Origin of the sequence: Flavobacterium aquidurense, from assembly GCF_002217195.1 — a bacterium.
In the GTDB taxonomy this organism is placed as follows: Bacteria; Bacteroidota; Bacteroidia; order Flavobacteriales; family Flavobacteriaceae; genus Flavobacterium; species Flavobacterium frigidimaris.
This window is the reverse complement of record NZ_MUGR01000054.1, coordinates 17196-40709: the sequence shown is the minus strand read 5'-3', so window position 1 is coordinate 40709 and position 23514 is coordinate 17196. Positions and strand designations below refer to the sequence as shown.

At 37.0% G+C, this 23514-nt stretch carries 10 protein-coding genes; 2 read left to right on the top strand and 8 right to left on the bottom strand.

Going from position 1 to position 23514, the window contains the following annotated elements; all coding sequences use genetic code 11:
• Positions 1-4: 4 nt before the first annotated feature.
• The 4 genes from B0A67_RS22245 to B0A67_RS22230 form a co-directional block, all read right to left on the bottom strand.
• Positions 5-1900: a RagB/SusD family nutrient uptake outer membrane protein gene (locus tag B0A67_RS22245; protein WP_072964602.1), complete on the bottom strand. Its 1896-nt coding sequence runs from the start codon at positions 1898-1900 to the stop codon at positions 5-7.
• A 24-nt stretch (positions 1901-1924) separates the two neighbouring features.
• Complete coding sequence (locus B0A67_RS22240) at positions 1925-5146, bottom strand: SusC/RagA family TonB-linked outer membrane protein (RefSeq protein WP_084074642.1); 3222 nt, start codon at positions 5144-5146, stop codon at positions 1925-1927.
• 172 nt (positions 5147-5318) lie between these two features.
• Positions 5319-6077 carry a hypothetical protein gene (locus B0A67_RS22235; RefSeq protein ID WP_072964601.1) on the bottom strand — a complete coding sequence of 253 codons (759 nt, stop codon included), beginning with the start codon at positions 6075-6077 and terminating at the stop codon, positions 5319-5321.
• A 428-nt stretch (positions 6078-6505) separates the two neighbouring features.
• A complete protein-coding gene (locus tag B0A67_RS22230) occupies positions 6506-10822 on the bottom strand; it encodes a hybrid sensor histidine kinase/response regulator transcription factor (protein ID WP_072964600.1) in 4317 nt (1438 codons plus the stop codon).
• Positions 10823-11135: 313 nt separating this feature from the next.
• Here B0A67_RS22230 and B0A67_RS22225 point away from each other — a divergent pair, with 313 nt between their 5' ends.
• Positions 11136-13724, top strand: coding sequence for a beta-glucosidase (locus B0A67_RS22225; protein ID WP_242671006.1), 2589 nt, complete (start codon positions 11136-11138; stop codon positions 13722-13724).
• A gap of 51 nt (positions 13725-13775) precedes the next feature.
• Positions 13776-15461, top strand: coding sequence for a sodium/sugar symporter (locus tag B0A67_RS22220; protein WP_072964598.1), 1686 nt, complete (start codon positions 13776-13778; stop codon positions 15459-15461).
• Positions 15462-15562: 101 nt separating this feature from the next.
• Here the strand turns inward: B0A67_RS22220 and B0A67_RS22215 are convergent, their stop codons facing one another.
• The 4 genes from B0A67_RS22215 to B0A67_RS22200 form a co-directional block, all read right to left on the bottom strand.
• Positions 15563-17062, bottom strand: a complete 1500-nt coding sequence (locus B0A67_RS22215) for an aminotransferase class V-fold PLP-dependent enzyme (protein ID WP_072964597.1) — start codon at positions 17060-17062, stop codon at positions 15563-15565.
• 24 nt (positions 17063-17086) lie between these two features.
• Complete coding sequence (locus B0A67_RS22210; protein WP_072964596.1) at positions 17087-19081, bottom strand: protein-disulfide reductase DsbD family protein; 1995 nt, start codon at positions 19079-19081, stop codon at positions 17087-17089.
• 216 nt (positions 19082-19297) lie between these two features.
• A complete protein-coding gene (locus B0A67_RS22205) occupies positions 19298-22087 on the bottom strand; it encodes a M16 family metallopeptidase (protein WP_072964595.1) in 2790 nt (929 codons plus the stop codon).
• Positions 22088-22173: 86 nt separating this feature from the next.
• On the bottom strand, positions 22174-23307 hold the full coding sequence (locus B0A67_RS22200) for a TlpA disulfide reductase family protein (protein ID WP_207557376.1): 1134 nt from the start codon (positions 23305-23307) through the stop codon (positions 22174-22176).
• Positions 23308-23514 lie beyond the last annotated feature (207 nt).

Below are 23514 nucleotides of genomic sequence, written 5' to 3'. Positions count from 1 at the left end.
TCTATTAAAAATTAAAACCATAAAAATTTTGAATGGCTCCGCGATGATCTGTAATTACCTTTGAAGGATAAGGACATAAATAACGCAGTGGATCGTTTGGAGATACTGATGAAGCATTGGTATAGTTTATAAAACCTCTAAAACTCCACTTGATATCATTTTTTGGTTCGTAACTTGCCGTTTCATTGTTTAATGAATACCAGCTTACGGCAAAGGGAAGTTCTGTATATCCGGCCGGACGCGCCTGCAGAATCTCATCGATCCCTTTTATGTCTAAAATAGTCCTGCCTGAGTTTATTGGATCCGGAATATTTTTATAATAAATACTTCCGGGAACCTGATCTAATCCCGCAACATAGGCACCATTTGCAACACGTCCCCAGTTGAATAATTTATAATACTGATTGTAGATAACTTCACTGAATTTATTCCATCGGGCCAAATCGAATTTACGTTTGCTTTCGCCGCCAAATTCCCATTTGCGTTCATCCATTATTGCTTTAAAGAATAAGTCAGGTGACGCTTTTGACTGTACATAATTATCTACTTTATCCGGCCAGTTTGCCTCAGCAAAAGCTCTGCGGCGCACACGTCTTAGACATTCCTTAGCATCTTCACGCGGACCAAAACGTTCGTTTACAGCCTCAGCATACATGAGTAAAACATCAGCAAATCGCATCCAGGAATAATTGATACCTGTTCCTTTAGAACTGGTGCTTCCTAATGGATCGTTCATATACAATTTCGACCATTTTCCTACTGCCAGACGTGCTAAATCCAGACGGATTACCTGATTCAGGTTTTGATCATAGGAAACTGGTGCGCATGTAATATCTCTTCTTAAATCTTTGTTATCAAATGTGTACATATATTCGCCGCATAAACTCAGGTTTCCTGATGCGCTTCCGTAGGGATGATTTCCTTCGACAATTGGAATCCCAACAAAATAACCGTACTCGCCTGAAGAGTTTTTTAACATTGGCAGTGAGAAAATAACGTCATCAGTAACCGGTGTTTCCCAGTTGTTTTGCTTTACCCAGAAATCTTTGAAACTGAGTTTTAAATCGTGTTGTCTGCCCTGAATTACTTTGTCTAAATATTGAATCGCAATATCATAATACAGCTCATGATTTTTACCTCTTTCCATATGTCCTTTGCTTGCAGGATTGCTTTCATCAGGACGTAATGTCCATCCTCCGCGTGTAAGTGCCAATAAACCAATTAAACTTTGGTTAAAACTTCTTGAAGCGCGTTCTACTCCATAATCTAAGTCGCTGGCATTTTTCATTAAAGGCTCAACGGACTTCAAATCGTCTATTAAAAATTCAAGAATGGTATTTCTATCGGTCACTCCAACGGCAAAATTCTCGTCTCCGGTGGAAGATTTTGTACGGAAAACAACATCACCCCAAATACGAATCATGTCTAAATAAACCATCGCACGAAGTGTTTTTGCTTCACCATACATTTGCATTACATTAGAAGCTTGCGATTTATTGTCTGCTTTATACAAATCAGAATTTTCAATTCCCTGAATGACATCATTTGCTGTATTGATAATTTTATACATGGCGCTCCAGGTAGAATTTAAGGTGGTCCAGTAAGGTTTTGGATCGTAACAGGCAATATCTGACCCGTTTCCGTTTACTGTATTGGTCGAAACACCGGACATTTCTACATCCGTATTCATATTAAAAACAAAAGCAAGACGATTAGAATAGGCATCTTCTGTCAGCATAAGCGTATACACTCCGGCAAGTGCAGATTGTATGTCTTTTTCTGATTTAAAAACTTCTGCTTCGGTAAAACCTGTTGCAGGCTGTACATCCAGATAATCTTCACAGGCTGTAAAACTCAGCGTGAAAATTAACAGAAAACTAAATATTATTTTTTTGTTCATCGTTATGTGATTTAATTCGTTTAATTAAAATGATAGCTGCATTCCAAAAGCGTAATTGCGTGTTCTTGGATAAGAATTGTAATCAATATTTGGAGTTAACCCTGTTTCCAGATTTACTTCAGGATCATATCCGGAATAGTTGGTCCAAATAAACAGGTTACTTCCTGTAGCGTATAATCTTACTCTGCTGAATCCTATTTTTGCACTGTTTTGTTTGGGTATTGTATACCCGATACTAAGATTATTCAACCTGATAAAAGAACCGTCTTCGATTGCATACGACATCGCAATAGGACGTCCGATACTGGTTGGATTCCACATGGTCGCATTTTCATTTTGCTTTGCCAGCATTTCCGGCGAATAGCGAAGGTCATTACCCATATCATCAAAATTTCTCCAGCGATTGTCCAGACCCACTTCCATTCCTAAATTATTTTGTGTGTTTTGGAACCACGAAGTCATCATGATTTTATTGGCATTGTAGACATCAAAACCATACATAAAATTGAAAAACGCAGACAAATCAAAGTTTTTCCAAACTGCATTCAGACCAAATCCTCCGGAGAAATCCGGATTCGTATTCCCGATAACTTTTCTGTCTTTATCGCCAATTACATTCGAATTTGGATCTGACGGATCAACAGGAGTTAATTTTTTGAATTTGGCATTTCCCGGACGCGGATCGCCTGAAAGATTTTTGGAGTTGGCAACTCCTTCTTTTAGTTTCCAGGTTCTTGCCACCGGATCAAAAGAATCGAAATCATTCATGGTATAAAAACCATCGTTTACAAAACCATAAATCAAACCTTTTGTGCTACCCACATAAGCACGGTAATCGTCATCATTTAACAATTGTGTTCCTGCCCAGCCAGAACTCAAAATCCATTCTTTTTCTCCGCTCGATAGTTTGTCGATTTTATTTTCGTTGTGTCCGATATTAAAATTCAAATCAACCTGAAAATCCCTTTTCTTTATCACATTGGCATTGATTGCAAATTCGATCCCTTTATTAGAAGTCTGTCCAACGTTGGTCATCATTTTTGTAAAACCGGATACTGACGCAATATCAGAGGGTACTAATAAATCTTTTACTTTATTGTGGTACAAATCAAGACTTCCGGAGATACGCTCTTTAAAGAAACCAAAATCTAAACCTAAGTTGGCTGTATAAGTCGTTTCCCATTTTACATTTGGATTGTTTAGGTATTTGTCATTGTAGAAATTATAGTAATAATGGTTCTCTTCGCCCCATCCTACAGACCGGTCTCTTGAAACGCCATAATATTTCGCATATAAATCACCACTAATTCTGTCATTACCGGAGGCTCCGTAACTCACACGAAATTTTAGGTTCGAAATAATTTTACTGTCTTTCAGGAAACTTTCGTTGGAAGCTCTCCAGGCAAAAGCTCCTGCAGGAAATACTCCCCATCTGTTTTCAGGTCCAAACTTTGTCGAACCATCTGTACGAACGGTAAACGTAAAAAGATATCGATCGTCATAACCATAATTGACACGTCCGAAAAAGGAAGATATTCTGTTTGGAGAACCTGCCAGTGAGCCGTTATCAAAAGGAGTTCCTAAAGCCAGGTTATCTAATGCCTTTTGGCCTGATATCTCTTCCGGAAAATAACGGGTACGATAAAATTTAGTGGAACTTTCCTGATCCTTCATTTCCTGACCTACCATCAATTGAAAATCGTGGCGGTCTTTTACTTTAAAACCATAATTTAATACGTTGTTTAATTGCCAGCGGGGAGACTCAGTCATTGCCCAATAGACTACCGGCATATTTTTGTTTTCTGTCGCTATTCTTGTGTCAGTACCCCAGTAACGGCCGTCTTCACTATACTTGTATTCGTAACCGTATGAAGAACGCAGAGTCAGTCCTTTTCTGATGGTCCAGGTTAATGCTCCGGTATTATTAAAAGTTCGGGTAGTACGTTTACGATAATTTTTTGCTGCTTCTTCTAGTGGGTTGAAACGAACGCGTGTTTCATAATCTTCCGGATCAAAATAGGTATTATCACCCGGCAAGGTCATATATTCTTCTAATCCTGATGTTGGTGCTTCGCGCAGCGCTCTGAGCAAACTCACTCCTTCTGTACCGGAACCGTCAATGGTTTGATTGGTTAAACGGGTTTGGTATTCGAAAGTAAGATTATCTGTCAGTTTTGAATTTAAAATTAAGTACAGATAGTTCTGACGCATCCCTGTTCCTACTAATACTCCCGGCTGATCCTGATTGACAAACGTGAATTTAAATTTCGTTTTATCACCACCTCCGTTTACATTGATATCGGTATATCTTGTAATTGGGTTACTTCCAAAAATTTCATTTTGCCAGTCCGTTCCTTTGTTGCCTTTATAAATGTATAGTTCATTTGCACGCCCGTAATTATTATAAAAAGCAGTTGGATTGGAATTACGCTGACGTTCGTATTCATATTGCATCATAACAAATTCATACGGATCCATCACATCCAGATGATTGGCCAGCGTTTTAATTTGTGTATAATTATGAATGTTTACTGAAACTTTTCCTGATTTGGGCGTTTTTGTAGTAACCAAAATTACTCCATTAGCACCACGGGCACCATAAACGGCTGTTGATGCAGCATCTTTTAAAACTTCTACAGATTCGATATCTGTTGGCGGAATATCATTTAAGTTGGCTACTTCAAAACCATCCACTAAGATTAAGGGCGAGTTATCTTCGGTGATAGATCCTCCACCACGAATTCTGATCATTACTTCTGATCCCGGAGAACCATCTGCAGTTGTCACCTGAACTCCGGGTAATCTCCCTACTAAAGCTTCTGCAACGGATGCAGTAGGTACTTTTGCCAATTCTGTTCCTTTGATACTGGCAATAGAACCTGTCAGGTTTTTACGTTTTTGTGTACCGTAACCAATTATCACAACCTCGTTTAATTCGCTGTTGGATTCTTTCATTTGTATCGTAATACCTGATGTACGGCCTTTTAAAGATACCGTTTCATCTGTCAGTCCGATAAATTTGACTATTAAGACTGCTGTCTCGGGATCGGTAACAGCAATACTGAATTTACCGTCAAAATCGGTAACAGTATTTGTTTTTTCATTCTTTACCATAATGGTCGCGCCGGGAATCAGTCCCATGTTATCTCTTACTGAACCGGTCACGGTTATACGTTTCTGAGCATAAGCACTAAATGTTAAAAACAAGAAGGCTAAAATGCTCCAGATATATTTTTTTATCTTCATAACTAGACTATTTTTTTATGGATAAGCAGGCTCTTAGGCATTGTACGTGTACGCAAAAAGTTTCAGCAACGATTTTTATCATCTTAGCTGTATTGCATTAGTAACATCTCTGTGAGGACTGCTAATTTTATTTTATTAAATTGTTCTGAGTATTTTTATTAAGGCAGATGGATTACATCTCATTTAAAAGAAAATCAGCACTTGTGACTTTATTCGCCTCAATTGCAAATGCTCCTTCCAGTTGCTTTGTTTTTACAACCTGCATATTTTGATCTAAACACTCTATTTTAACACGAACGTTATTAGATTCTTCACCTGTCTGAAATAAAATAAAATCATCTGTATAGTTAATTCCTCCGTTAGCTGTTGCTTTGCTTCTGGTAACAAACATGTCTTCTTTTACATAGGTTCCGTCAGCAACTTTATAACCGCTTCGTTTTATAGACACAGTAGTTTTAATTGTCGAATAACTTTTATCAGCTGTAATATCTACTGATTTTAAACGCAGTATTCCTGTTCTGGTAATAATGTTCAGGGTCAGTGCCTCTTCAAAAGGAGACCCATAAGGCATCGCATCAGATAAGTTTACATGTTGGTTTGCCAATGCCGGCTGCGTAACAATCAGGTCATTTAGATTGGTTGGAGAAAGAATCATCTGCTCCGGATAATCAGTTGCTACAAATTTGTATTTACCGTCATCTAACGAAAAACGATAAAGCGAACTATAGTTTGCAACATAATTTCCATTGTCTTTATAGACAAACAAAGGTCTGGTCGATATACCCACATTCAGGTTCCATGGCTCACCATTTAATTGAAAATCTAATGATTTTACGGTGGAACTTTCATATTTGAAATCGTCATTAGAACAGGAAGTCAGCATAAAAAACAGCAGCCCTGCTCCAAGTATTAGTTTATTAATCACTTTCATATCATCTAAAATTTAAAAATGAAAAATATTTACCTTTTGATGTGTGCTATAGGTCCTGATGCCTATAGCCGATGGTGGTGATAATTGAATGGCGGTTTTGGTTTGGTTCATAATTTTGGTTTAAGGTTAGTTAGTTATTATTATGAAGCAAAACTATACATAGCTAATCTCAAATTGGGGTAAATATTGCTTTTCAGAAAGGGTTAAATCGCTAATCACACCCTAAAAACTAACTATTTAGCAATTAACAGAAGTATTTTTTATAAAATGCAAAAAAATATTCCCAAATAAAAAAGCATATCACAACAGGGTTCAAAGTTTAAACCTAATAGGCCAATCAATATCTTTTTTCAAAAAAAAACCTCGTTACTAAAAAGTAACGAGGTACAGCTATAAAGTTTATTTTTTAATAAATATCATTATCATTCCTAACGAAATTGTTTACGGTATTCTACGGGAGTATAATTGTATTTTGCCCTAAAGCATTTTCCGAAATATTTTAAATCATTAAACCCAACTTCAAAACAAATTTCTTTTATTAGTAAATCGTCATTTTTAAGAAGTTCGGCAGCGGCATTCAGTCGCATATCCCGAATAAATACCACCGGAGAAACTCCTGTAATGCTTTTGAGTTTGTTGAAAAAACTGGCGCGCGACATGCACATTAATTTCCCTAATTCATCAACAGAAAAATCTGACTTTGATATGTTTTCCTTTACTAATTCAATTACCTGCAGCATGAATTTATTATCTTTGTTTGAAATCTGTAATGGTTTCTCTTCAGCAATTTCAGCAATACTTCCGGCAGAATACAAACGCTGCAGACGAAGGCGCTGTTCTAAAACGTTCTTTACTCTTGCTTTTAAAAAACTCACATTAAAGGGTTTGGTAATATAATCATCAGCGCCATATTCCATTCCTTCTAATTTACTTTCAATTGCTGTTTTTGCACTCAGTAAAATCACAGGAACGTGACTAATTGCAAAGTTATTCCGAATGATTTTAAGCATTTCTATACCATCTAATTCAGGCATCATAATATCGCTGATTACAAAATCAGGCGATAAATCCGCTGCTTTTTCATGGCCTTCCACCCCATTCTCTGCGACATAAATGGTATAGTCATTTTCTAAAACAGAAACGATAAATTTTCTTAATTCCTGATCATCTTCGACTATCAGACCAATAGGTTTTTCTCTTATCTCTGCTTCTGCGTGGTCTTCTGTTATTAATTCATCATCGGCAAAATGTTCCTCTGCTTCCTCAAACAATATATCTACATCATTAGAAAAATGACTGTATCCTTTTGGAAAACAAATTTTAAAAGTGCTTCCTTTCCCTAATGCCGTTTCAAGTGAAATTTCGGCACCGTGTTTTTCAACAGAATCCTTTACAATCGAAAGACCGATTCCGGTACTTGGATTAAAAGGATTTTCATTGTAGTTTGAAAAACGAACAAACAGCTTTTTCTGAACAACAGCATTAATCCCGGGGCCATTATCACTCACTTTTAAACAGACATTATTTTCAACTTCTTCTACACTGACTTCGATCGTATTACCTTTTTTGCAGTATTTAAAAGCATTTGAAAGCAGATTGACCAAAATCTTATCAAGACTATCCGGATCGGCCCAAATATGCGGTTTGGTTTCGCAAATAGTTACTTTCAGTTGTATATTTCGCTGAAGGCTCGTTTCAGTAAAATTTTCGCATACTTCAGATACAAATTCCCCCAAATCAATTTCGCTTACTTCTAATTTCCTGTCCTGCATTCTTCTCAGATCTAAAATCTGATTGACCAGATTCAGTAACTTATTACTGTACTTTTCGATAACACGAAGCTGGGATTTAACTGAATCGTCTATATGATCATCTGTAAGCATTACTTCAAGAGGCGCTGTAATCATGGTGAGCGGCGTACGGATTTCATGCGAAATATCAGTGAAAAAGTTTAATTTTAGTTCACTCACCTCTTTTTGAATCTTTACATCATTACGCAGTTTCAAAATGGTATAAACTGCACGTTTAACCAATAAAAACAAACCTATAGCGATCAGTAAATAACAGAAATAGGCAAAATAGGTTCCCCAGATTGAAGGCCGTACGGTAATTTTTATCTGTCTCTCATTATCCAGCCATAAATTGTGCCCATTTGTAGAAGATACTAAAAGAGTATAAGTCCCTCTGCCCACATTTGTATAATTAATAGACTGACCTGCTTTAAGATAATTCCATTCTTTGTCAATACCTTCTAATTTATAGCGATATACTATATTTTCAGTCCTGATGTAATCTAAAGCAGAAAACTGAACCCTAAAAAAATTCTGATCGTGTTGCAGTGTAACTTCTTTTAGGAGATCTGTATTTTTTGGTGTATCGGGATTGATCTCAAATAACTCTTTGTTATTTACTAAAAATCCGGAGATCGCCAGATAGGGTTTAAACAGGAAAGGTTTGATTGCTTCCGGTTTAAAATAAATAACTCCGTCTGAATAACCCGAGACAATTTCGCCTGTTGCCAACCTGCATTTTGTTGCTTCTGAAAATATCTCGGTTCCAATAATCGACTTTAATTCAGGGAAAGTTTCACAGCTATTATATTTAGGATCAAACCTCACTATTTGATTGTCTCCCATGAGCCATATTTTTCCAAACTTATCCTCCTGCATCCCCACAACACCATCTAATGGAAATCCAAAATTATCGCTCCAAAACGATTTTACCTTTACCCGATCTTGTTTGTCTATATCAACCAGAATCAATCCTTTACCGTTAGTAGACAATGCTAAACGATTATCAGAGGTAACAATGATATCCAAAATATCATTTCCGGAAGCCTGAAAATATTCCTTAAACTGCAGCTTATCTGCCGGTTTATTTCCATTAGAAAAAGCAAACAATTTATAAGAAGAGATAAAAAAGATTTTATGATCTTTAGTTTCAACTATGGAACGCACTTTATCAGCGCTTCCAATAGGATAATTTTTCAGTTCGTTTCTATAACTGACAAACTTGGTTTGATTATTTGACTGACGTACCAGATTGATACCGCCTCCCCAACTCGCTACATAAATCTGACCATTTGATGCCTGAAAAATTTTATAGATATCATCTGAACTAATGCTGTACTTATCGTTTTTATCATATTTATAATGTTCGACGGCAAAGCTGAAAGAAGCCTGCTTGGGAGTGAGGCAAAAAACACCATTTCCGCGTGTTCCGATCCAGATCCTTCCCTGAAAATCCTGCATCATACTATAAATATCCGATCCCCATCCCGGACTGTCCTCAGACAAAGTACCGTCTGATCCTAAGAAACCTATTTTTCTTTTTTGAGCATCAAACAGTTCAATTTTTTCATCCCGACAGGCGACCCAGAGATTTCTCTTATTGTCTTCCATCAGACTTCGCACATTATGCTTTTTATTATCAACTGATGATAATTTTAAGGATAAAAAATTACTGTTGTTAAAGGTGATTAAATCTAATCCTTGCTTATAAGAACAAAACCAAAGATTGCCTAATTTATCAAACATCGCCGTATGCATCACATCAGACACCGTCTCTTTATATTCCTTAATACATCGCATTATCGAAACCAATTTGTTCTCTTTTTCGTCCCAATAAGCAAATGCACCTTTATTAGACTGAATCCAGACGGCTCCATTTGGCGAGGTCAACAGAAAACTTTTTTGTTTACCTCCCGTTGTGGCAGGATTGCTTGAATCAACTTCTAAACGTTTTAATTTTCTGGTAAGCAGGTCAAACTGAAATACCCCTGAAGCTGGCGTGTCAAACCAAAATTGCCGCGAATTGGTTAATCCTAAAAAATTAATGCTTTCATTAGGCACACCCGGCAATGTTGTACTGTTATAATGATCCAGTTTACCTGTCTTTATATCATACAGACAGAAACCTTTACCTTTTGTAACTATCAACACTTTGTTATTGACTGCCGCATTTACGAGTAAAATGTCGTCCTTGATACCTAAATCTAAGTCGAAAAAAGTACTTGACTTTTTATTGTATCGAATAAATCTTCCCTTGTCTCCTCCAAACCAAAGATCATCCGTGGTCTCTTCAGCAAAATTGAACGAATTAGACTTTCCGGCTTGTCCTGCTAAATTCGAAAAGAAAGACTCTGGTATCTTGCCTGGCTTTTTTAATCGGCATATACCAGCCTCTGTCAAGAACCAGGTTGTTCCGGATTTATCCTCTAAGACATCTGTGATTTTTCCAAAGTGTTTGGCTGAATCAAAATTAATGCGTCGTATTTGTTTGTCTTTCTCAAAAGCGATCATGTAGTTTTTGCTTTCAGGAAATAGCCATGTTCTTCCGGATGGCATAATTTTGAAATGATCAAAAGTATGATTGGCAGCATTGTCTTCTATCGGAGTATGAAATTTTAACTCTTTTGTATCGAAATAATAAATGTCATTTTTTTCAGATTGAATCCAAATTCTCTCGCTGTTATCAAACTTAAATTTAGAGACACGATTGGATTGTATATTTAACGGAACGCTTTGTTCTACTTTAAATTTTCGAAAAGTATTCCCATCATACCGAATCAATCCGTTGAAAGTTCCCAGCCAGATAAATCCTTTTTTATCTTGTTGAATACCCAAAACCCTTGATTGGTTAAGCTTACCGTCATTCGAAAAATGAGTAAGAAGCCCACTTGGCTGAGCGGTACACCAGGCGCACATCAAACAAAATAAAACTACAATCGTATTATTTTTCAACATCTTAAATTTATTTTTTTAGCGGAAATCACAAAAATATCAAATTTCTTTTCCTAACCTAAAATACAACCCGTAATTAGCAAAATACCCTCTATTAAATAGCTATTTGTCTCCTTTGTTTTTCTGATAAAAATTCATAAAATTATTACTGAGCTTTACAGCACCCTTTAAATAGCAATTAATACTCAGCTGGGAAATGTAAACCTATAATTTTGTAATTTCAAATTGTGATTAAAATCCAATAAAAAAACTATTAACTATATCAACCAAAAACCATCCTAATAATTCAATGAAAAAAGTATACAAACTTGTGTTTATGCTCCACTTCCTTGCATTAAACACTTTTGCACAAGAGAACTTCGCATTCAAGAATCCAAATTTACCAATTGAGCAGCGTGTTGATGATCTTGTATCAAGAATGACCGTGAATGAAAAAATAAGTCAGTTAATGGATTCTTCACCCGCCATCGAAAGGTTGGGTGTACCGGAATATAACTGGTGGAACGAATCGCTGCATGGTGTTGCCCGCGCAGGGTTTGCAACCGTTTTTCCGCAATCTATTTCAATTGCATCATCGTGGGACCGTCAATTAATTTTTGATGTTGCAACTGCTATTTCTGACGAAGCGCGCGCCAAACATCATGAATATTTAAGACGCGGACAACACGGTATGTATGAGGGATTGACATTCTGGTCTCCCAATATCAATATCTTTCGTGATCCGCGCTGGGGACGCGGGCACGAAACTTATGGCGAAGATCCTTTCCTGACCAGCCAACTGGGCCTCAATTACGTGAAAGGACTTCAGGGAACTGATAAAAAATACTTTAAAGTAATTGCTACTGCCAAACATTTTGCCGTTCACTCTGGCCCCGAACCTTCACGCCATCAATTCGATGTTAACGTGAGTGATATTGATCTTTATGAAACGTATCTTCCTGCTTTTCGAACTTTGGTAAAAGAAGGCAGTGTTTACTCTGTAATGGGAGCTTATAACCGTTTTAGGGGTGAATCGTGCAGTGCAAGTCCCTTTTTATTCAATATTCTTAGAAAGGACTGGGGATTTAAAGGATATATCGTGTCTGACTGTGGTGCGGTAACGGATATCTGGAAATATCATAAAATCACAAATGATGCGGCCTCAGCTTCGGCGCTGGCAGTAAAAGAAGGTTTGGATCTGGAATGCGGAAGCAGTTATAAATCACTAAAAGAAGCACTCGATCGCAAATTGCTTACCGAAGCTGATATTGATGTTACAATAAAACGTTTGTTTACAGCGCGTTTTAAACTCGGAATGTTCGATCCGGACGAGATCGTGCCTTATGCACAAATTCCGTATTCAGTAAACAATAACTCCGCCAACGACTGGCTTGCCCGAACCGCTTCTCAAAAAAGTATTGTTTTACTAAAAAACCAGAACAATATTTTACCTCTTTCTAAAAACATAAAAACAGTTGCCGTGATCGGGCCAAATGCCAATGATATACAGTCTTTATGGGGCAATTACAGCGGTATTCCAAGCAATCCGATTACCGTATTAAAAGGCATTCAGAACAAAATTGAGCCTACTGCCAAAGTATTGTACGCAAAAGGAACTGATCTTGCTTTAGGTGTTCCCGAAATGAAGGTTATCCCGTCTGTTTACTTTGAAAACACAAACGGAACACAAGGTTTAACCGGAGAATATTTTAACAATAGCAAATGGGAAGGTGAACCGCTTTTTGTTCGTAATGATGACAATATAGACTTTCACTGGGATATTAATACTCCGGATCCCCGCATGAAAATGGGGAATTACAGTGTAAGATGGACTGGTTATATCACGGTTCCGAAAACGGGTATCTACAACATTACCGAATGGTCGAAACCGTTTATGACAATCGAAATTGAAACAGGAAAAACTTCCGGAGGAAAAAACAATCACAGTCCGCGAATTCGCCATCAGAAAATTGAATTAGAAGCAGGAAGAAAATACAAAATCGAAGCTAAATACCAAAACTTTTACGGTGATGCTATTGCACAGCTTTTATGGGCGGAACCACAAGAAAACGTATTGAAAAAAGCGATTGAAACAGCTAATCAGGCAGATGCCATAATTTTGGTATTAGGTTTAAATGAGCGCCTGGAGGGTGAAGAAATGAAAGTAGAAGCAGATGGTTTTGAAGGTGGAGACCGCACCAGCCTTAACTTACCAGCCAATCAGGAAGAATTAATAAAAGCAATGAGTGCAACAGGAAAACCTGTGATTTTAGTTTTAATAAACGGAAGCGCGCTTTCTATAAACTGGGCAAACGATAATGTTCCTGCTATTTTAACTGCCGGATATCCGGGACAGCAAGGCGGAAATGCCATTGCCGATGTACTTTTTGGTGACTACAATCCCGCAGGACGATTACCGGTTACTTATTATAAATCAGTAGATCAGCTTCCGGATTTCGAAAATTATGATATGAAAGGCCGTACCTATCGTTATTTTGAGAAAAAACCGCTTTATCCATTTGGATTTGGTTTGAGCTACACGACTTTCAAGTACAGCAACTTACAGGTACCGGCAAACACAACTGCTGAAAAAGACCTTGTAGTCGCTGTTGATGTCACAAATACCGGAGATCGGGACGGAGATGAAGTTGTCGAATTATATCTGAAAGATGAAAAAGCCTCTACTCCCCGGCCAATTTGTCAATTAGAAGGTTTCGAACGCATTAATCTTAAAAAAGGCGAGACAAAAACAGTTCGTTTTACAATTAGTCCTAGACAATTATCTTTAATAAACAAAAAAGGCCAACGTATTGTCGAACCGGGATGGTTTACTATTTCAGTTGGAGGAAAACTGCCTGACGGTTCTGCCGATATTCAAACAGGACGCGTGAATATTACCGGAAAACCCTTGTTACTTGAGAAATAGTTTGTGATCCGTTCTGAACCATGAAACTTTACTAACCTTTATATTTTTAAAATGAACCAAAACCTCGCTTTCGCAGATTATGCGGTTTTTATTATTTATTTCATCGTAGTTTCGGTCTACGGCTATACTGTTTACAGCAAACGTAAACAAGACGAACAAGATGCTAAGGCTTACTTTTTGGCCGAAGGAAACTTAACCTGGTGGGCTATTGGAGCTTCTTTAATAGCATCCAATATTTCGGCTGAACAATTCATCGGAATGAGTGGTGAAGGTTTCTTTTTAGGGATCGCCGTTGCCGCTTACGAATGGCTTGCGGCTGTTGCCCTTATCATCGTAGCCGTTTGGTTTATTCCGGTATATCTTAAAAATAAGATTTATACGATGCCACAATTCCTAAAAACACGTTACAACGAATCGACTGCTTTAATCATGGCGGTTTTCTGGTTGTTTTTATACGTATTTGTCAACTTAACTTCTATTTTATACCTTGGAGCAGTGGCTATTAATGGTTTGGCCGGAGGAGAATACCTTCACTTGATTATGGTTGGACTGGCTGTGTTTGCTTTATTTATCTCTCTTGGAGGTATGAAAGTGGTGGCGTATACTGATGTTATTCAGGTCGCTGTTTTGATCATTGGGGGCTTGGTGACTTCTTATATCGCCTTAACAACCGTTGGTCAGTATTTTGGCGTTGGAGAAAATGCCATTGCCGGTTTCAAAGTTTTAATGAGAGAAGCTCCGGAGCATTTTAAAATGATTATCCCAAAACCAACTGCAACATCTTCTCAGCTTGAAATCGATAAATATTTGACTTTCCCTGGTCTGATGTCTTATGTTGCCGGTATCTGGATCATCAACTTAAACTATTGGGGCTGTAATCAATACATTACTCAAAGAGCATTGGGAGCAGATTTGCAAACGGCCCGTACCGGTATTTTGTTTGCAGGTATTCTAAAATTACTAATGCCGTTAATTGTAATGTTACCTGGAATCGCGGCTTACGTTTTATATCAAAATGGTCATTTACCGCAATTGGTTGGAGGAAAAGACGGAGCATATTCTGCTGTATTGACGTTCTTGCCAACCGGATTAAAGGGACTTTCTGTTGCTGCTTTAACGGCTGCTATTGTGGCTTCATTGGCCGGAAAAGTAAACAGTATCTCGACTATTTACACATTAGATATTCATAAAAAATACATCCAGAAAGATGCTGGTGAAAAACAACAGGTAAACATTGGCAGAATTGCCGTTTTTGCTGCCATGCTTTTAGCAGTTCTATTTACATGGAATGATATTCTGGGAATTGGCGGAGTTGGCGGATTTACTTACATCCAAAAATACACCGGATTTATTAGCCCCGGAGTTTTCGCCATGTTCTTCCTTGGTATGTTCTGGAAAAGAACCACCGGTGCGGCAGCAATTGTGGGTGTAATTTTAGGTTTTGTTCTTTCTGTATTGTTTAATGAATATGCACCGGCTATATTCGGAAACGAAACTTTATTGTACACAGCGTATCCTAACGGAAAAGGAGCTTATGAAATCCCTTTTCATATTTGTATGGGCTTATCATTTTTCTTTACCATGTTAGTGATGATCCTGATGAGTTTTGCAGGACCTAAAGTAAATCCAAAAGCATTTGAAACAGAACCGGGAATGTTCAAAGTTAAACCGCAAACAACCGTTTTAATCGTAATTACATTATTGATTATTGTGGCTTTGTATGTTAAATTCTGGTAAGCGGTGAAATAGCATCAATTACATTCACTTTTTAATCTTATTTAATTTTGTAAAGCCTGAAAATCCGGAGATTTTCAGGCTTTATTAATTTTTAGTACACCTTATTTCAAAGAAAACCATTGTTGAACATCCTGAGCAATGGTTTCTTGATTTACGATACTCTCGAACTCATTATTTATTGGATTATATTTATAAAATTCCTGCCATTGTTTATAGTTAAAACGAACCTTTTGTAAAGCATCACAAATAAACAATACTTCTTCATTAGTCATCGTCGGATGTAAAGAAATACGAACCCAACCTGGTTTATTGCTTAAATTTTTCCGAAGAAGCTGTTTTGTCATTTCTGCAGATTCTTCTTCATCAATATCAAATAAATAATGCGCATACGTACTGGCGCAAGACCAGCCGCCACGAACCTGAATTCCGAATCGGTCGTTTAAAAGCCGGACAATTAAATTGTAATGAATGTCTTTAATTACCAGAGAAACACAGCCAATGCGTTCTGTATCTAAATCCCCTAAAACAGAAAGTCCTTCTACTTCCTGAAGTTTCGAATAGCAAAGATCCAGCAATTCTTTTTCTCTGTTTTTTATGTTTTCAGTACCCATCTGTTCCTTTAGCTCCAGACAAAGCGCGGTACGTATCACTTGCAGAAATCCAGGAGTTCCGCCATCTTCCTTAACTTCTATAGCATCACTGTAATGATATCCTCCCCAGGGATTGGTGCATTTTACGTTACCGCCACCCGGATTATCCGGAAAATTTGACTGATATAGTTTTTCATTAAAAATCAAAATTCCGCACGTTCCAGGACCACCAAGAAATTTATGTGGAGAAAAAAATATCGCGTCCAGTTGCTCTTCAGGATTTTCGGGATGCATATCGATTGGAACATAAGGTGCTGAAGCTGCAAAATCAACAAAACAAAAACCTCCGTTTTGATGCATGATTTTGGCCAGTTCGTGATATGGCGTAATGATTCCTGTAACATTAGAACAGGCTGTAAACGAACCAATTTTCAGGGTTCTGTTCGCGTACTTTTTAATTTCTTTGGATAATATTTCAGGATCAACCAGATTATTTTCATCTCCAGGTAAAACAACCACATCAGCAATGGTTTCATACCATGGAACCTGATTAGAATGATGTTCCATATGTGTGATGAAAACGACAGGTCTGTCCTCATCAAATTGCAATTTTACATTGTAAATATTATCCTGTGAGCGAAGTCCCATCATACGCTGTAATTTCGATAAAGCAGCTGTCATTCCGTTTCCTGTAGCTACCAGACAATCTTGCGTATTAGCGTTTACATGCTTTTTGATTCGATCTCTTGCATGTTGATACGCATAAGTCGAAGCTTTTCCGGTTTCACTCGAAAAAGAGTGCGTATTGGCAATCATCGGACCAATTTTATTCAGCATAATATCTTCTATTGGGAAATACAATCTTCCGCTGGCAATCCAATCGGCATACAGCATCTTTTGTCTCCCGTAAGCCGATTCGAAAGTATGATCAACGCCAATTGTATTTTGTCTGAATTTAGAAAAATAAGATTCCAATATACTTATTTCTGTTTTGTTTAAAATAGCATTCATTCTTTTATCTCTTTTAAAGAAAACTTATTTTTTGAAGTTTTTAATTCCTGCATTTAGCCAATTGTAATAATTCTCTATATCCGGATTATAGGCTGAAGGTTCTGCTAAATTGGCGCTGCTGTGATCTACAATTACATAAAAAGGCTGCGCGTTTGCTTTGTAGGTTTTAATTTGCAAATCGCTCCATTTGTTCCCAATCGTTTTGATCTTTTTTCCTGTAGTTTCAGAAACATATTGTTCGTTCTCCGGCAATTCTTTTTTATCATCCACATACAATGAAATCAAAACAAGCTCATTTTTTAAGACTCCCAGAACTTTCGGATCTGACCAAACGAGCTCTTCCATTTTTCTGCAATTCACACAGGCATAACCTGTAAAGTCTAATAAAACCGGCTTTCCTGCTTTTTTAGCAAACTCCATTCCTTTATTATAATCGTGAAAAGTGATGATGTTTTGCGGGCCCAACTCTGCTCCTTCGGGTAAAATTGATTTTGTTTCTCCTGAACCTTTAGCAGCACCAAATCCGTCCGGCGATTCGCTATACTGCATGGGTGGCGCAAATCCGCTGATTAATTTTAAAGGCGCACCCCAAAGTCCCGGAATAAGGTAGATTGTAAAAGATAAAACGATTAGTCCAAAACCCAATCTTCCAACTGAAATATGGTTTAATGGCGAATCGTGTGGCAAGGTAATTTTTCCGAACAAATAAAAAGCTAAAGTTCCGAAAACGGCAATCCAGATGGTTAGAAAAACCTCTCTTTCCAGCCAGTGCAGCTGCAAAACCAAATCAGCATTAGATAAGAATTTAAAGGCTAAAGCCAATTCTAAAAAGCCCAGGACTACTTTTACGGTATTGAGCCATCCACCAGATTTTGGCAACGCATTAAGCCATCCCGGAAATGCCGCAAATAATGAAAAAGGCAAAGCAATGGCAATAGAAAATCCTAACATTCCAACAATTGGCGCGACACCTCCTTTTGAAGCTGCTTCTACTAACAATGTCCCAACAATTGGACCCGTACAAGAAAAAGAAACTATAGCTAAAGCCAAAGCCATAAAGAAAATCCCAATTAATCCTCCTTTATCAGCTTGCGAATCGACTTTATTTGCCAACGTATTGGGTAACATAATTTCGAAAGCTCCCAAAAATGAAACTGCAAAAACAACTAATAAAATAAAAAAGATAAGATTGAACCAAACATTAGTCGAAAGTGCATTTAGGGAATCTGCACCAAAAACTGCCGTTACAATTGACCCCAGTAAAACATAAATAATAATGATTGAAAATCCATAGATCAAAGCGTTTCTGATTCCCGCGGCTTTGGTTTTACTTTGTTTGGTAAAATAGCTTACTGTCATTGGGATCATCGGGAAAACACAAGGCGTTAACAAAGCTGCAAATCCGGATAAAAAGGCAATTATAAAAATGCTTACTAATCCTCTTGATTCATTCTTTTTGGGCTGATTTACGTCTTTTATGTCTGCTTTAACAATCGTTTTTTCTGTTATTTTCACAGCATCTTCTTCACTACTAATCGCTTTTTCTTCGGCCAAAGCCTGCTTTTTAGCATTCGGAATTTTAAACGATAATTCTTCTGATGAAGGCGGTAAACAATTACTGTCATCACAAACCATAAATTCGACTTCGGCAGCGACGTTTACAATTTCATCTGATGTAAATTTTATCTTTTGTGTAAAAACCGCTTTCTCTTCAAAATACTTGATTTTCATATCGAAGATTTTATCAACCGTTTCATGTCCTTTATCTTCGGTTGTTTTTCCGATTAATTCGAATTTTTTCTGCGCATTTTTAAATGTAAAAGCGGTTGGCGAAGGTCCGCCTTCTTCGATATATTGTCCGTACAAATGCCAGCCGGATTGTATGACTGCCTGGGCTTTTAGGATGTATTCTTTATCTGATATTTTTTCGACAGCTGTTGTCCATTTTACCGGATTGTACATTTGTCCGAATATGCTACAGCTCAGCAGTAACAAAAAGGCTATTAGTAATTTTTTCATTGGTTATTTAGGTTTGATATTTAAAAAAAAGAGCTGTTGGCAAACAGCTCTTTTCGGGTCTTTCTTAGAAAATTGCTTACTAATTCAGTTTCTAATATGAAAAAAATGAAAGACTACTATTAAAATTTGTTTTTTTGTTTCAGGTTGAAGTCGCAGTCGCACGAACTTTGTCAAAGTTTAAAGGTTTGACAAAGTTGTCTTTACCAGTGAAATACTTTATTGCAAAGGTTTACCATCCTTGTCTAATGAACCCGATTTGATTACAATCAGTTTGTCTAACTCAATGTATTTTTTGATGGCGCTGTTAACTTCTTGCAAAGTCACTTTTTCGATATCTTTGGGGTATTGTTCGATATAGTCTGGTTCTAAACCTCTCTCAACAAAGCTTAAAATTGTTCTCGTCATTCCGTTTGTGGTTGACATTCCAACTTTAAAACTTCCAATTAAATTGGTTTTCTTATTTTCTAATTCTGCTGCAGTGATGCCATCTTTGACCCATTTATCGATCTGAACCATGGTAGCATCTAATCCTTTTTGAAACAAAGTCGGATTGAAAGATGCATTGACCATCCAGTAACCTCCAGTACTGATATTACCTCCCATTCCGGATGAAATACTATATGTTAATCCATCATTATCACGAACAGTCTGCATTAAACGTCCGGCAAAACCTGCGCCTAATGTATAATTGGCAATGTAAAACGGAATATAATCAGCATCCGATCTTTTTAAACCTGTATATTGTCCGATGAATAATTCGGCACTTGGTTTTTCGGGAATTGTTATAACCTTTGTTTTAGATGATGACTTTACAGCTTCTTCAAACTTCATGTTTTCTACTACTCCACCGTTCCAGTTTTTGAATGATTTTTTTAAAGATGCGTTTAAATTTGCTCCTTCAGTATCTCCTACAATTACTAAATGCATAGACGCCGGTCCAAAATATTTTTTGTGGAAAGCTTTAACCTCATCGAGAGTGGCGTTTTTGATATTTGCAATACCATCTTCTACACTTAAACTGTAGTTTGGATTTGCTTTTGGATAAATGGCCTGCGACAAAGCAATGCTTCCTCTTTCGCCAGGATCATTTAAATTTTGTTGTGTGTTTCCTATAAATTGCTGCTTTAAATTTTCGAATTCTTTTGCATCAAATAATGGATTTCTTAACTCTTCTGCCAATAACGTAATGACCTGATCTAAATCTTTTTTCAAACATTTAAAACCAACATTTATCTTAAAAACCGATGCATTTACATTTAAATTTACGCCTAATTTTTGCAGTTTTTCTGAAAACTTAAACTTGTCATTCAGCGTTGTTCCTTTTGATAACATGGCTACTGTTAATGATGGAATCGCAGCATTTTTTGTTTCGTTTGCATAATTCCCTAAGGAAATACTTGCTGCAACGGTAACAAAATCTCTAGCCGAAGTTTTAACTGAAACGACATCAATTCCTGCTGCTTTTTCTCTTTTATAAGCCGAAGGTGTTTTTTCGCTAACACTTTCTTCTGCTATTTCTGCAGCATTATTTGTTTGTACCAGTGAAATGTTGTTTACCGTTTTTTCGTGATCATGTTCGTGGTTGGCATCTCTGTAATAAAATGGACCGTTTTCAGGCATAAAATTACTCGCTTGTGTTGTCTCCGGATTTTGTGCACCAGTTTTTTTCGGGATAAAATATCCGGTTGTACTTTGATCTTCGACTAAATACTTTTTTGCAACTCTAAGAACATCTGCAGGAGTTACTTTTTTTAATCTGTCAACTCCGGTGATATAATCTGTCCAGTCTCCGGCTGCAATGGCTTCTGTCAATTCTGAAGCAATAACTCCTGAACCATCCCGTGCTAAGATAGTTTGTGCGCTAATTTTTGCTACAACACGATTTACCTCATCCTGTGTTACGCCTTCTGTCTGAATTTTTGCTACAACTTCGCTTATTTTAGCATCTATATCTTCGTGCTTTGAAGTGGCAGGAAAACCAACTCCAATTGTAAAAAGTCCCACTTCTTTAAAATTCGTAGCATTTGCATAAGCGTAAATCCCCATACGGCTGTCTACAAAAGTTTTACTTAAAATCGCTGAAGGACCGGAACCTATTATTTCGCCCAAAATATTTAAGGCTGGAAGGTCTTCGTGTAATGCTCCGGGTATTTTATAGGCTTTGTTTACCACGCCCAGCTCTCCCGGTTTTTTTATAACAATTTTACGAGGTCCGTATTGTTGCGGTTCTTCAGTATACGGCTGCGGCATTACATTTGGCGCTTTGGTAATTTTACCGAAATACTGCTCGATTAATGCGAATACGTTTTCTTTTCTGAAATCGCCAATAATAGTCAAAGTGGCATTATCGGGCCAATAATAGGTATTATAAAAATTGCGTAATACTTCGATGGAGGCTTTTTCGATATCTGATTTCCAGCCAATTGTCGAATGATGATAAGGATGTGCAATATATGCCGAAGCCCAGATTTCTTTGTCTAATAAACTATTTGGATTGTTTTCGCCACGTTCGAATTCATTACGAACCACGGTCATTTCAGCTTCTTTATCTTCTTTTAGTAATAAAGAATTTCGCATTCTGTCTGCTTCTATCTGAAGGGCCAATGCAATTTTATCGCTTGGCAAAGTTTCGAAGTAATTGGTACGATCGTACCAGGTTGTGGCGTTTAATTGTGCTCCTGTATTTTGAAGTACATCTGTAATCGTGTTTCCGTTTTTCTTGTTGAAAGCCGGAGTTCCTTTAAACATTAAGTGCTCTAAAAGATGTGTTGATCCCGTATTTCCTAACACTTCATTTTTAGACCCTACACGATATACAATTTGCACCGTTGCAACCGGCGAGGCATTGTCCTGCAAAAGCAAAACATTCATACCGTTTGGCTGGTACAAATACTCTTCAATTCCGCCTAATTCCTTTATTTTCTTAAAGTTAACTGATTTATTCTGCGCTGAAACAAGCGTACAGAAAGCTAGTGAGCAATAGCCCAGAAAGAGATGTTTTTTCATTTTTTGTGATATTTTTGTTTAGTTTTCAGCCGCAGTTTAAAGTTTGCGCCGAAACTGTGACTGAAGACTGAGACTAGAAGACTTTTTTAAGATTTACTGAAAATTTCTTTCAATTTTGATTGTAGTTCAGCTTCTCTGAGGTTTTTAGCAATAATTTTTCCATCAGGTCCAATTAAGTAATTGGTTGGTACTAATTTTACTCCGTATAAAACGGCAACATCGTTTTTCCAGCCTTTTAAATCCGAAACGTGTGTCCAGGTTAATCCGTCTTTTTCGATTGCTTTTTCCCAAAGTTTCTTTTTATCATCTAGTGAAACTCCCAGTACATCAAATCCTTTATCGTGATATGTTTTGTATGCCAAAACAACATTGGGATTTTCTTTACGGCAGGGTCCGCACCAGCTTGCCCAGAAATCTACCAAAACATATTTTCCTTTATAATCCGATAATTTTACGATTTTTCCGTTTACATCTGTTTGAGAAAAATCTAAAGCTACAGCACCCGGAGCGGTTTTATCGTCAAGATCAATGGTTGCTTTTAATTGTTTTCCGTAAACTGATTTTTGAATTTCAGGAGATAAAATTCCGTAATATTTTTTTACTTGTTGTGGTGTTCCATAAGATACGATTCGGTCACTGATTACTAAAGCCGCACCAACTTTATCTTTATTTTTCTTAATATATTTATCTGTCAGATCATCAGCGAAAGCCTGAAGATCTTTCCATTTTTTATCCATCATCGTTTGCTGTTCCGGCGTTAATTTTACTTTTCCGTTTTGCTGCAAAGAATCAGATAATTTATAAACAGGTCCTGCAATGGCCTGTATTTTTTTGAATTCATCTTTATAATACGACTGGTAAATATCGTTTTGAGTCGCTCCGGTAATTTTGGCTTTAAAAACAGAGTCTTTTTTAGCTTCAATTTTAATGTCTTCGTTATCTAATAAAAGAAAAGCGCCATATTCCTGACCTTTCAATTTTACGGTATACAATAAGGGCTCATTTACTTTTCCTTCAAAGGTAAAAGTACCCTCTTTTATCTGAGCAGAATCTACAATTTGTTTGTTCCCTTTTTCATCTGTATTTTCCAGATAAACGGTTCCCTTATCTAATCCGGCAATTGTTCCGTTGATTGTAAAACCTTCCTTTTTTGAGCACGAAACGATTGTGGTTATCAGCGCTAAAGCGGCAAAACCTGATTTTAAGATGGTATTTTTCATGTTGTTATTTTTTTTTTGTTGCATATATTTTTAAACACATAGAAACATAGTTATTGAAAGCTTAAAATAAGATGTTTCACTTTATTTAAATTCACATAGCTATGTGGCTATTGAATTTTTAATTCTCAACTTTAATTTCTAACATATCGCTATGTGTATAAATTTCTTTTTTATCTCTTTCTATTTCGTTTAAAACCTTTAAACCAT